General features: G+C 56.8%; 8 protein-coding genes and 2 pseudogenes. 5 read left to right on the top strand and 5 right to left on the bottom strand.

All coding sequences use genetic code 11. The features are described from left to right. Window positions 1-89 precede the first annotated feature (89 nt). A complete protein-coding gene (locus NJC40_RS21120) occupies window positions 90-869 on the top strand; it encodes a hypothetical protein (RefSeq protein WP_253142917.1) in 780 nt (259 codons plus the stop codon). Window positions 870-1025: 156 nt separating this feature from the next. Here the strand turns inward: NJC40_RS21120 and NJC40_RS21115 are convergent, their stop codons facing one another. Continuing rightward, entirely contained in the window at window positions 1026-2024 is a 999-nt protein-coding gene (locus NJC40_RS21115) for a zinc-dependent alcohol dehydrogenase family protein (protein WP_045491583.1), read from the bottom strand. Window positions 2025-2068: 44 nt separating this feature from the next. On the opposite strand from NJC40_RS21115, the gene NJC40_RS21110 reads away from it, so the two are divergent. Next, a complete protein-coding gene (locus tag NJC40_RS21110) occupies window positions 2069-3082 on the top strand; it encodes an AraC family transcriptional regulator (protein ID WP_253142916.1) in 1014 nt (337 codons plus the stop codon). On the opposite strand, the gene NJC40_RS21105 is transcribed toward NJC40_RS21110, so the two are convergent. After that, window positions 3074-3514 (bottom strand): hotdog fold domain-containing protein, encoded by a 441-nt coding sequence (locus tag NJC40_RS21105; RefSeq protein ID WP_253142915.1) that lies wholly within the window; start codon window positions 3512-3514, stop codon window positions 3074-3076. The two genes, NJC40_RS21110 and NJC40_RS21105, sit on opposite strands and share 9 nt — an antisense overlap. A gap of 134 nt (window positions 3515-3648) precedes the next feature. Between NJC40_RS21105 and NJC40_RS21100 the strand changes: the two genes are divergently transcribed. Beyond that, window positions 3649-4275 carry a TetR/AcrR family transcriptional regulator gene (locus NJC40_RS21100; protein ID WP_253117356.1) on the top strand — a complete coding sequence of 209 codons (627 nt, stop codon included), beginning with the start codon at window positions 3649-3651 and terminating at the stop codon, window positions 4273-4275. A gap of 104 nt (window positions 4276-4379) precedes the next feature. On the opposite strand, the pseudogene NJC40_RS21095 reads toward NJC40_RS21100, so the two are convergent. The 3 genes and pseudogenes from NJC40_RS21095 to NJC40_RS21085 form a co-directional block, all read right to left on the bottom strand. After that, window positions 4380-4976, bottom strand: a pseudogene (locus NJC40_RS21095) (methyl-accepting chemotaxis protein); the annotation flags it as partial. A gap of 306 nt (window positions 4977-5282) precedes the next feature. After that, a pseudogene (locus tag NJC40_RS21090) lies at window positions 5283-5990 on the bottom strand (MCP four helix bundle domain-containing protein); the annotation flags it as partial. Between the two features lie 400 nt (window positions 5991-6390). Continuing rightward, window positions 6391-7395 (bottom strand): AraC family transcriptional regulator, encoded by a 1005-nt coding sequence (locus NJC40_RS21085; RefSeq protein ID WP_045494800.1) that lies wholly within the window; start codon window positions 7393-7395, stop codon window positions 6391-6393. A 102-nt stretch (window positions 7396-7497) separates the two neighbouring features. Between NJC40_RS21085 and NJC40_RS21080 the strand changes: the two genes are divergently transcribed. Together NJC40_RS21080 and NJC40_RS21075 are read left to right on the top strand one after the other, a co-directional pair. Then, window positions 7498-8748: an MFS transporter gene (locus NJC40_RS21080; protein ID WP_253142914.1), complete on the top strand. Its 1251-nt coding sequence runs from the start codon at window positions 7498-7500 to the stop codon at window positions 8746-8748. Between the two features lie 539 nt (window positions 8749-9287). Beyond that, window positions 9288-12227 carry a DEAD/DEAH box helicase gene (locus NJC40_RS21075; protein WP_253142913.1) on the top strand — a complete coding sequence of 980 codons (2940 nt, stop codon included), beginning with the start codon at window positions 9288-9290 and terminating at the stop codon, window positions 12225-12227. Window positions 12228-12377: the final 150 nt, after the last annotated feature.

Genomic DNA, 12377 nt, shown 5'->3' with positions numbered 1-12377 from the left:
GCTATCATCAGCGGCTGCAAAGTGCCAATCGGGAATGGGCCGCCACGCGGCTCCCATACTCACAATTGGGCCTTAGACAAAAGATTCTCTTGAGTGCGCTGCTTGTTACGCAGCGTGACGAAGTGGCAGGTACGAAGAGAGCCCGTGAACTCGGACCTTTCGCTCCTGGCTCCAGCAGTGCCGAATCATTTATCAATGAGCTATGGGATGCGGGCGTCATCGTGCTGAGCCGCGCTCCCGCCTGGCGCACCTCGGACCATCGTTCAGAATGGGTCTACATGCCAGAAGAGTACGGCTGGTCGAGCAATGTGAGCGCAGAGCAGGGCGATGAGGCGGCAGTGCCGGCAGCCGAACTGGTCGAGTGTCTGTTCACTGACCTGGATAACAATCTGCAGACAAGCGATGAACCGATATTGGTCGCCATGATCAGGGAACTGGTAGAAGACGCAGCATATGTTTACATCGAATTAGAGATGCACAAGGCGGGGCTGGAGCTCTCTTGCGAGGCTGCCACAAGAAAAGTGCTGCGTACGATGCTTGAGACACTGTCGCTGGCAGATATCTGCGCTATTGGCTGGCAGGCGGCGAAGAATTGCGGCAAATGCTATACGGACAATGTGGCCAAGAGCCGAAGGCATGCGGCCAATATACTGCCCGGTCAGATGTCGCGGATCGCTGAAGCGCGTCTGCTTAAACCGGATGCCTGGAAAGTCGAACGCCCCATCAATCGGGTTTCGCGTATCGAGCGGGTTCTTCATGATGTGATTTTCGCAGGGCAGGACGAGTTCTTTAGTTGGCCGCTGGACGTCTATTTTCTTGAAATTGTTGTACCGCGGTTGAAGAACGGCTGCGTGGTAATCCCTGGCTAGATATCCGGGCACCTCTAAAACTAACTGTGTTGCCATAGCCGTGTTAAAAACAGGCTTGTGCGCGAGTCCGCCCTGGCCGCTTCTTCACTTGTTTTTGCCTTGCTCCAGCAAACCCAGGAATGCACCGATGGCAGGGCCTGGGTACCGGACGTTGGGTCACAGGTTTTGGGTGATCACCACCTTGCCAAACAGATTGCGTGCCGCAAAGCGTCGCCACGCACTGGACGCATCATCAAAAGCATAGCGGCTGTCGATCACCGGTTTGAGATCATGCCGGGCCACGGTGGCGATGAGATCTTCCAGGTCCTGTCTGTTACCGGTGGCAATCGGTTGCAAGCGTGCCTGGCTCAGGAAAATATCCATGAACCCTGGCATTTCGCCGGCCGCCAATATGCCCACCAGTGACACTTGCCCGCCAATGGCGACCGCTTTGACCGATTGCATCAAGGTGCCGGGGCCGCCGACTTCGACCACACGGTCCACGCCACGACCGTTGGTCAGTGCCCGAACGGCCTCGCTCCAGTTCGGGTGCTCAAGGTAATTGATGACGTGATCGGCGCCCAGGTCGCGCAATTGTGCGGCTTTCTGTTCCGAGGACGTGGTAGCGATGACCTGCGCGCCAGCGGCTTTGGCCAGTTGCACGGCGAACAGTGACACGCCGCCGGTGCCTTGGGTCAGTACCCGTTGATGCGGGCCGATGCCTTTGAGTGCTGACCAAGCGGTAACGGCGGCGCAGGGCAGGGTGGCTGCGGCCTCGAAACTGATCGAGTCGGGTAACGCTACCAGCTCTTGTTGGTCAATAGTGCGATATTCGCTGGACCAGCCATCGAGCTGCAGACCGTATTGCGGGGCAAACTCACGAAAAGGCCCCGACACCCAGCCGGGAACGAACGCGTTGACCACTCGATCGCCCACCGCAAACCGGCTCACACCGGCGCCCACTGCCTCGACAATGCCGGATGCGTCCGACAGCGGTACTCGACCGTCCTGCGCGCCGAACGGCAATGAGCCATTGAGAATCGCCAAGTCTCGGTAGTTGAGGGAGGTGGCCACAATGCGCACCAGAACCTCACCTGGCCCTGGTGTCGGGATGGGCTCCTCACATAGCTCCAGGCCTTCGATGGATCCGATTTTCTGTAAACGGTAAACCTTCATGCGTCACCTCGGTCGATCAGGTCCCAATGGCCTGAATAAGGCCTATGGTGGCCTTGCTTGACTGGATGGCCCATTGCCTGGAGTATCGAAGTCTTAACCCATCGTCCAAAGTCGGCGCCATGCACCCCTTCGACTCCGTACTCAATGCCATGCACCTGGAAAGCTCCCTGTTTGTTCGTTTGCGTGGGCAGGCGCCGTGGGCGATTTCGTTTGACAGTGGGGGGCAGGCTCGGCTGTTGGTTGTTGCCAGCGGCCAGTGCTGGTTCACCCGCATAGGGCAGGCGCCTGTCGAGATCAGGGCTGGTGACTGCCTGATCATCAAGCAGAGCGTGGACGGCGTGTTGGGCGACACACCGGACACCGTCGCCATCTCCTGCTGGGAGGTGGCGGATCACGTGACAGGCCATCGGGTCACCTTTGGCGGTGAAGGGCCGGCCTGTGAGTTTTTCTCGACCCTGTTCAGCTTCGACCATGCCGCCGGCGAGCCGCTGTCAGCCTTGCTGCCTGATGTAGTGCACGTTGCCATGAGCGATTCTGATACCGGGCGCATGCTTTCGGTTCTTGAACAGATCGGCCTGGAGGAGGCCCAGGATGGGTTGGGCACGCCCTATATCGTCAGTCGGTTGCTGGACATTCTGTTCATTCAGGCGATTCGGGTGTGGGCGGCATCCGAAGGCAACATGGCCGATGGCTGGCTGGCCGGCCTGAGTCACCGGCAGTTGGCGAAAACCCTGCGGCGTATTCACGCAGACCTCGCCCATCCCTGGACGCTGGAGCAGTTGGCGCGTGATGCGGCCATGTCCCGTTCGGCGTTCGCGGCGTTGTTCAAGTCGGTTATCGGCATACCGCCGTTGGCCTACATTGCGACCTGGCGGATTTATCAGGCCAAGCTACTGCTGGCGGCGGGGCACTCGATTGCGATAGCGGCTGAGCAGACGGGCTACGGCTCGGATGTGGCCCTCAGTCGCGCGTTCAAGGCCGCAACCGGGGTGGCCCCCGGTCAATGGCGCAATGAGCGCCACAGGGTTGCCCGAGGCGCCTCGCTCAGCTCAAGCTGACTTCACATTCATGGTGATTTTGGCCGTAAACACTTTCACATCCGCCTCATCAAAAATATCCACCGAGACGATCTTGTCGCCTGCGCTGTTCCAGTCAACGCCACTGCCATCGGCAATTGCGCGGATGCCGGTTTTGGCTTTTGCCAGGTACTCAACGGTCATGCCCTTCGGAATCCACTTGCCGCCCGCGGGAATGGATACGTCCGTCAGCATGCCGCCCGCCAGTTCAGCGGCGTTGCACAAGGCAATGGCATGCACTGATGCCAAGTGATTGGTGATTTCTTTGCGAAACGGCACTTTAACCAGCGCATAACCGGGCCTCAGCTCAGCCACTTCCGGGGTAATAGTGCTGAAGTAAGGGGCCGTCTGGCAGACCATGTTGCTGAATGCAGATGATCCGACGCTGTTGAACATGCTCAGGGCTTGGCTCATGGAACACGACCTTCTTGTTGGTTGCAGAATATTGCTCTGTTACAGAACATAATTCTGTATTTGACAGGTGTCAAGCGCCGCTTCCTGCAGCCCCCGTGGTCGTCGTACCATTCGTCTTTTTCAGGCGCACCCGCATGGAATCTGATCTGCTAGACCGTGTTTTTCCCGGGAGACGCGGCGACCTTAAACGCGCCATCCTGCGCCAGGCTTTGCGCTCCTTTAACGATATGGGTATTGAAGCCACTACCATCGAGGCCATTCGTGCCGAATGCGACACCAGCGTGGGGGCGATTTACCACCACTTTCAAAGCAAGGAAGGGCTGGTGGCGGCGCTGTTTTTTGCAGCGCTTGATGACCAGGAACGGCTGCGCGACGCCTACCTGCAACACGCAGGTGACGCCAAGGCCGGGGTACTTGCGCTGGTGCACAGCTATGTCGACTGGGTGGACGCGCAACCGGACTGGGCACGATTTGTCCTGCAGGGGCGCTTTGCCGTGGCCACCGGTCCGTTCAAGGAAGAACTCGCCGCCCGCAACAAGCAGCGCAACAAGAAGTTGCTGGAATGGATGACCGCGCAAGGCATCGCCGAGCATTTTGCGCACGTGCCTGCCGAGTTATTGCCGTCGCTGATCATTGGTCAGGCAGAAAATTATTCACGGGCCTGGCTATCGAAACGTGTGGTTAATAGCCCCAGGCACTATCGGGACATGCTGGGGCGGGCGGCGTGGCAGTCGATCGAAACGGCGGCCAAAGCGGGTTAGCCTCATGCCGCACGGGTTTGCAGGCTTGATCTACAGTGTGCTGATTGAAGTGCGGACTGCATCAGACTCATGACTACAGCCGCACTTGTTCAGTCAAGCGCTAATCAAAACACAAAGCGTGCCACCATGCCGTTCAGGGCCACTGCCAATCTCGACAACTCATGACTGGCGGCACTGGTCTGATTGGCCCCGGCTGCCGACTGAGTGGCCAGGTCACGAATGTTCACCAGATTACGGTCCACTTCGCGAGACACTTGGGCCTGCTCTTCCGAGGCGCTGGCGATCACCAGGTTGCGTTCGTTTATTTTCGAAATGGCTTCGGTGATCTGCTCAAGCGCTTCTCCGGCAGCCCGGGCAAGCTCCAGCGTGGTGAGCGTGCGGCTGGTGTTCAAACTCATCGACTGCACGGCATTGCCGGTTCCGCTTTGAATACCGGCGACCATCTGTTCGATCTCTCGAGTCGACTGCGCCGTACGGTGGGCCAAAGCCCGAACCTCATCGGCCACCACCGCAAAGCCACGACCTGCTTCGCCAGCCCTTGCAGCTTCGATTGCCGCGTTCAATGCCAGCAAGTTGGTTTGCTCGGCAATGGAGCGAATCACATCCAGCACCTTGCCGATATCGCGGCCCTGTTCTGCCAGGCCTTCAATCAGGTTGGAGGTGGTCTGCACATCCTGGGTCATGGCCTGAATCGCTTGTACGGTCTGCACGACCTTGTCGCGACCCTGACGCGCTGTATCCGTTGACTGCTCTGAAGCTTGGGAGGTGGACACGGCATTGCGCGCAACTTCCTCGACAGCGGCGGTCATTTCGTTCACGGCAGTCGCTGCCTGTTCAATTTCATCGTTTTGCTTTTGCAAGCCGCGGGACGACTCTTCAGTGACTGCGCTCAACTCTTCTGCTGCCGAGGCCAATTGCGTGGCCGACCCTGAAATCATCTGGATAGTCGTACGAAGGTTCTGCTGCATGACCACCAACGCTTCAAGCAAGCGCGCCGGTTCGTCCTTGCCATCGACTTCAATGTGTTTGGTCAGGTTGCCCGCCGCGATTGCCTGAGCAACGCTAACCGCTCGCGACAAAGGCGTCACAATACTGCGGGTCAGTAACCAGGCGAGCAGGACCGTCATCATTGATGCAATTATCGCCACGGCAATAATGGCAACCGTTGCACCGTCATATTGCTGCCCAGCTATGTGAGAGCCTGCAATAGCAGCGGCTCGGTTGATATCAACCAGATCCTTGAGTTGTTTGGTCATCAAGTCAGAAGTTTGTCGCATACCCGTGTTAATCATGGTCCGGGTTTCTTCGGTCTTGTTCTCACGCGACAGCTGCAGTGCCTGATTGAGTAACCCAAGATACTGAGTCAGTGTTGTATCGAACTGTTGATAAGTAGCTCTCTCTTGCGCCTCGGCCGGTAGCGCACTATAAGCAGACTTGGCCGTTTGCAATTGGGTGGTTATTTCAGCAATCCGCTGATCGGTCTCCTGCAGCATTTCAGGCTCGCGATTGACCAGCAGGCGTAATGAAAAGACCCTAAGGCGCAGCACCGATTCATTGACGTTGCCTAGCAGCGTGATGCTCGGCATGGTGTTGGTTTCCATGTCGACCGTGGCCTGGCGGATCAGGCTCATGCGGTTCAGCGCAAAAAGCCCCAGCGCGACGACCAATAGAGCAATGAACGCAAAACCAAGAAACGCTCGTGGAGCGATATTCATGTTTCTTATAGACATAAATTTTTCTCAGTGAAGTAAACAGCAAAAGCGCTTCATGCTCTAACCGTTACGTCGCAACCTGCCCTGTAGGATCCTGCCTTGTTAAACCAGCGTTTAGACAAGAGGATCTGCGCTCGTAACACCTTGTTACTTCTATCGGCAGGCCTTCGGGAATTGTTGAGGAGATATTTAGTTCTATTTTTTGACGCCAATAAGGTGGCTGGCGAGGAGGGCGAAACTTCAGTGGCAACGGTACAGGTTCAATGAGGGCAGTGATATTCGCAAAAACTATCAGTTTGTGATTTTTTCGCAGAAACCCCAATCCGGCCGTCAGTTGACCTCAGGTGTTCTCATCGTTGATCCATGCGCGGACAATCACTCTGGATTTGGAGTCGTGAATGGGTCATAGGCATGGATCATCAACGACTTGCGCTCGGTTGCGAGTAACAGCGGGTTGCCTCACCTTACGACTTAATCCAGGGGTTTTGCCGGTAATGCGCTTGAAGGCACGACTGAATGCGGCCTGCGATGTGTAGCCCAAACGCTGCGCTACCTCTTCAATCGGCAGCCTTTCGAGGGTCAGCCACTGGCTCGCAAGCCGCATTCGCAGTTCGGTGACATAGCGCAGCGGGGCCATGCCAATTGTCACCTGGAAGCGCTCCGCGAACACCGAGCGTGAGGTATTACAGTGCGCTGCCAACTGCGCAACGGTCCAGTCGCGGCCTGGCTGTTGATGGAGCGCAAGCAGTGCACCGGCCAGGCGCGGATCCCGCAAGGCGGCGACCAGACCTGAAGCATTGCCGCAGGCGCATTCCACCCAGCCGCGAACGACCATCGCAGCCACCACGTCGGCCAAACGCGCAAGGATACCGGCGAAGCCGACCCGTGCGCTGCTAACCTCGCGCTCCATGGTTGCCAGGATCGGTACCAAACCGGGGTAACGCTGGCCGCCGGCATCAATCAGCATCACGCCCGGCATCAGCTGGCCAAGGCCATGGATGCTGCCCAGTTCAAACTCCATACAACCACTGAACAACGTAGTGCTTGGCGTGGGGCTGGCATCGGCTCCGGTATCCACTGCGCTGACGGTGTCACCGAGCGGGGCGCCGTCCAGGCGGTTGATGTCTAGAACCGGCGCGCCAGGGTGGGAAAGCAGTTGATGGGCTGCGCCATGGGAGATGAATACGGCGTTGCCGGCAGACAGCGCGTAGTGGGTGCCATCCTCCATTTGCAGCACCGCATTGCCGACGGCTATGAAGTGGAACCAGGCGTGCCCAGGTTTTTCCGTGAAGCCCAAGCCGAAGGTAGGACCTGCCTGAATACGTCGGTATTCGACGCCGCGCAGGCGCATGCCGCGCAACAGTTCGTTAATGAGGTCCGAAGAAAGAGCAAACTGATCTGCAGGCATCATTCAGGTGTTTTGGTCAAAAAATAGAGATTTTCAATCATAGATCATCCGGATTCGGAGGCCTAGACTTCGGCTCGTAATGAAGATTGGGAGATCCGTACGATGACTGACTGTGTATGTAATGCCGTACCCGACCGCCATCCTGGCGTCGACTTGGAGGTGGAGCCTGCGACCCCCGCGTGGCTGGCGGTCTTTTCGTTGGCAATGGGGGTATTCGGGTTACTGACCGCTGAGTACCTTCCGGCCAGTTTGTTGACGCTGATGGCGACTGACCTTGGCGTGTCCGAAGCGCTGGCTGGCCAGGCGGTAACGGTGACAGCAGTCGTCGCGCTGTTCGCCGGCCTGTTGGTGCCAGGCCTGACCCGTGGCATCGACCGGCGTTGGGTGTTGCTGGGTTTTTCCACGTTGATGGTAGCCTCCAATCTGTTGGTTGCCGTTTCCTCCAGCTTCGCGGTGCTGTTGTTGATGCGCATCTTGCTGGGCATTGCCCTTGGCGGGTTCTGGAGCATGGCGGCGGCGGTCGCGATGCGCTTGGTACCGAGCGCTTTGTTGCCACGGGCGCTGTCGATCATTTTTAGCGGCATTGCCATCGGGACAGTCGTTGCCGTGCCGCTGGGCAGCTATCTGGGCGGGTTGTATGGCTGGCGCAGCGCGTTCTTTGCAGCGGCGGCGGTTGGCATGGTGACCTTGGCGTTCCAGTTGTTCACTCTACCGCCCCTTGCGCCGCGCCGGCCGGCACGTCTGCGCACCGTACTCGAGGTGTTGCAGCGTCCGGGCATTGCCATGGGCATGTTCGGTTGCGTGCTGGTGCACAGCGGCCACTTTGCGATGTTCACCTATGTTCGGCCATTGCTTGAAGGGACTACCGGCATCGGCCCGCAAGGGCTGTCACTGATGCTGCTGGGCTTCGGTGTGGCGAACTTCGCCGGCACGCTGTTGGCCGGGAAGCTGCTGGAGCGCCACCCGCTGGCCACGCTCGTATTGATGCCCGCGCTGGTCGGTATTGCAGCACTGGCGTTGGTGCTGTTACCGGCCTCGGTGGCGGGGCAGGCGATACTCTTGGCGGTCTGGGGCCTGGCATTCGGCGGTGTGCCGGTGGCGTGGTCGAACTGGGTTGCCAGTGCAGTCCCTGATCAGGCGGAAAGCGCCGGGGGCATGGTGGTGGCATCTGTGCAGTCCGCCATCGCAACAGGCGCCGCCGCTGGCGGTGCAGTATTCAGCCTCGGTGGCAGCGCAGGCGTATTCGTCGCAGCGGCCGTGCTGATGCTGCTGGCCGCGCTGCTGATTGCGCTGCGGGTCCGGGTTCCATCTGGCCATGGCGTTGGCCAGCCCAAGCCTGCGTTGCATCTTTGATCCGGTTTGCCAAATCGTCTTGATCCCGTCCGTGATCAGGAGTTAACCCGGCAACGATACGACGTCTCACCAGGTACGCCTCAAGTCGTTGCCAGGTTGAGCTACACAGCACGGACACCTGTTCGATACGACCGCCGGAAGGGTACGGCGTGTTCGTGATCCAGGTGGGCAACGTTTGATGGCAGGGAGGTGTAGGTCAGAGACTATCTGGATCCCCAAAAAACATTTTGACTAGGCTCTAGGACGGTATTTTTAGGCGGAAAAATATCAAATATGTCCCCAATTTTGCCCCCAATGGCATCAGTTTTGCGAGTGATCGCGAATGGCGATTTCTTAAATAGACCAAGATGGATTCGGATGGCTTTCAGTGTACCTTCATCTCAGATTGGACTGTTTGGCATCGATAGTCGGTTGGTGAAGGCAGAGGGCGTGGCGCGTTTGAGCACTGCTTTTCGGGGGACACCTGAAATGATGTTCACTGATAGCATGTAGCCATTTAATAATCGGTGCTGATTCTCACATTCAATTTGGTGAGCGCAATGGTCGATGCTACAGGGAAGTACTTAGACGTATATCAAAGCTGGCAGCAACACCTCTTCAACTTCAACCTGGCAGTCCGGGATACCAATACGCCGGGTTTGCGTAAGCCTCAGCTTGCCGCCCTATACGCTTCACTGGGCCACTTGGTGATGTCTCCGGCCACGACGGCAACGATCGTGATGCCAACGGGTACCGGCAAGACCGATACCATGCTTGGTCTGCTTATCGCAGGGCGGTTGGCAAGGACATTGGTGCTCGTCCCGTCAGATGCCTTGCGTTCCCAGCTTGTCGAAAAATGCCTCGGGCTGAAAAAACTTCGGGAGATCGGTGCTGTTTCTGCCACAGCACTTAACCCTGTGGTTAGGGCGATCGGCTCAGGAATGTCGGCTGAAGATGTCCAACAGCTTGCCGAGGCGAATGTAATTGTCGCTACCCCGCAAGCATTGCAGCGATTCGACACAGAGTCCCTCCAAGCCTTGGCTGAGCTCTGCAGCCACCTGATCATCGATGAAAGCCATCATGTGGCCGCCATGACATGGGGGCGGGTGAAAACCGCGTTTAAAGAGAAGCCATGCCTGCAGTTCACTGCCACGCCTTTCAGGGAGGACAATCAGCCCCTTGAAGGCAAGATTATCTACAACTACCCGTTGAAGGATGCGCAGATCGATGGCTACTTCAAGTCGATCGAATTTCACCCAGTGCGCGAATACAACCTCGAGTTGGCTGACCAAGTGGTTGCTGATAAGGCGGTAGAGTTGTTGCGAGGCGATCGAGAGCAAGGCTTTAACCACCTACTGATGGTACGTGCACGATCGCAAAAACGTGCTGAAGCCCTATTTGAGCTCTACAAAAAGCATGAAGACCTCTCACCCATTCTCATCCACAGCAAGGTGCCGAATCGGGTCAAACTGCTGGGTGAAATTGTCGAGAAGAAATACAAGATCATCGTATGCGTGGACATGCTGGGCGAAGGCTTCGACCTGCCAGAGCTGAAAATCGCGGCTATTCACGACCAGCATCGCAGTCCGGCCGTCACGCTACAGTTCATCGGTCGGCTAACCCGGGTTGATGACACGCTAGGCGACGCCAAATTCGTCTCAAACATTGCCAACCAGAAAGTCGATTACCAGATGGCAGTGCTTTACAAGGAAAGTGCCGACTGGAGCGCCGTGATTCGAGATGTGAGCCAAGACAAGATCGCCCGCGAAATCGAAAAAGAGGCGTTCACTGAACAGTTCCCGGATGATGCCGACTCCGAGGAGATCTTCGGGTTGAACCCAAACCCGAAGATCAGTGCGATCGCCTACCATGTGGAGCGCGACCATTGGCGGCCAGAAAAAGCGGATCACTTCTCCCAGAAGAAAGAACCGCTGCAGTTCCTTTCTATCAACGACGATTCAGACACCATCATCATGGTGACCCGACGAGAAACACCCGTCGGATGGGCTCAGACCTCGGCGATTGTGGACACGAACTGGATTCTGTACCTGGCGTACTACCACGCGCCCGACAAGACGCTCTTCATTCACTCCTCTGGTGATGAGTCGCAAGCGACGCGTTTTTTGAATTTGATTGCCAAGGATGCCAGGCGAATCAACGGTGAGTCTACCTTCCGAACCCTGCACGACATCAAGCTCATGAAGCTGCAGAACGTGGGGCTGTCCAGGACACGCAAGGATCTGAGATTCACGATGCACGTCGGGCGGGACATCAATACCGTCATCAGTGAAATCGAGAACGGCACTGCGAAAAAGTCCAACATCTTCGCAACGGGCTATGAAGATGGACAGCGCACCACCGTTGGCTGCTCTCACAAAGGGAAGATCTGGGAGATGAACTCTTCCAGCATCATTTACTGGATTGAGTGGTGCAAACGTGCCTCGCAAAAACTCAACGATGCCTCGATCAACCCTTCTGAAGTGCTCAAGGATGTGATTCGCTCGGAGAAGATCGAAGGGGCTTGGCCAACGGGACTTTTCTATGCTGATTGGCCAGAGTCCATTGCGATCGAAAACGAGCAGAAAATTTCGCTAGCGTTCAACGGTGAGATTTTCAACCTGCTTGATGTCGAGCTTGGCAAGCCTCGGCGAAGAGATGACCCGACACTAGAAGTGCCCCTCATCGCCATTGCAGTAGATGGCACGGAGCGTCTGTTGCCTGACATCACGATACGGTTACTGAACGACAGCTACAAAGTCTCCTGCCCTGGGGTCAAGATCATTTTCGCCGAAGAGAGCTCGTTCGAGCAGTACCTGGATATGAACCCTTTGGTCCTGCTAGCCGTGGACGGCTCGATGATCGAGGGCAATTACCGGTTCTACACACCCAATAGTTTGGACTTGAAGCTTCCGATAGCGCTGATTGAGGCTTGGGACTGGGGGACCACTCAGATTCACAGCGAGTCCATGAGAGCAACTCGTAACATGGACACCGTCCAAGGGTTCACCTACAGCCGAATCGAGGACGACTATGCATTCATTTTCAACGATGATAGCGCAGGTGAGATTGCGGATTTGGTGGCAATCAAAGAGAGCAAAGACGCAATCTTTGTCGACCTTTACCACTGCAAGTATTGCCCCCAAAAAGATGGAGAGGCTCGACCTGGCGCTCGTGTGAACGATGTCTATGAGGTCTGCGGCCAGGCCTCACGATCGGTGAAGTGGCTGCACACCGAGGAAAAATTCTTCAATCGATTGATGGGACGGTACCAGCAATCGCTGCCGAAAGGGTTCGACAGAATCCTCAAGGGTGACCCAATGGATTTGGAGCTGCTTCGCAACAAGTGCCACGACCACGAGATGATTTTCAGATTCGTGATCGTACAGCCCGCCATTTCAGCAGCGAAAATCTCCGCTGATCAGCTTGCTGTCCTCGGCACCAGTTACTCTTATATTAAGAACGTGTCCGGTTCAGATGTCCGGGTCGTAACCAGTGCGTAACACGAAGGTGGACTCATAACTCTCAGAGACTGAACACTTAGTGTGGTGCTTCAGAAAAACCATTGAAACATCGCTGACGCACCGCCTCATCGTTTACACGCTGGGGTTTATGGAACGCTTACGATCAATAAAAGCCAGGCAATGCTTGGC

The organism is Pseudomonas sp. 21LCFQ02, from assembly GCF_024129895.2.
Taxonomy (GTDB): Bacteria; Pseudomonadota; Gammaproteobacteria; order Pseudomonadales; family Pseudomonadaceae; genus Aquipseudomonas.
The sequence above is the reverse complement of the archived record's forward strand: the minus strand, read 5'-3'. Positions and strand labels throughout refer to the sequence as shown.

What these genes read in the sequence shown, in the direction of transcription:
- NJC40_RS21110 (WP_253142916.1), top strand. Translation starts at nt 2,069, where the DNA reads ATGGTGGCCTTGCTTGACTGGATGGCCCATTGCCTGGAGTATCGAAGT.
- NJC40_RS21075 (WP_253142913.1), top strand. Translation starts at nt 9,288, where the DNA reads ATGGTCGATGCTACAGGGAAGTACTTAGACGTATATCAAAGCTGGCAG.
- NJC40_RS21105 (WP_253142915.1), bottom strand. Translation starts at nt 3,514, where the DNA reads ATGAGCCAAGCCCTGAGCATGTTCAACAGCGTCGGATCATCTGCATTC.
- NJC40_RS21080 (WP_253142914.1), top strand. Translation starts at nt 7,498, where the DNA reads ATGACTGACTGTGTATGTAATGCCGTACCCGACCGCCATCCTGGCGTC.
- NJC40_RS21085 (WP_045494800.1), bottom strand. Translation starts at nt 7,395, where the DNA reads ATGCCTGCAGATCAGTTTGCTCTTTCTTCGGACCTCATTAACGAACTG.
- NJC40_RS21100 (WP_253117356.1), top strand. Translation starts at nt 3,649, where the DNA reads ATGGAATCTGATCTGCTAGACCGTGTTTTTCCCGGGAGACGCGGCGAC.
- NJC40_RS21115 (WP_045491583.1), bottom strand. Translation starts at nt 2,024, where the DNA reads ATGAAGGTTTACCGTTTACAGAAAATCGGATCCATCGAAGGCCTGGAG.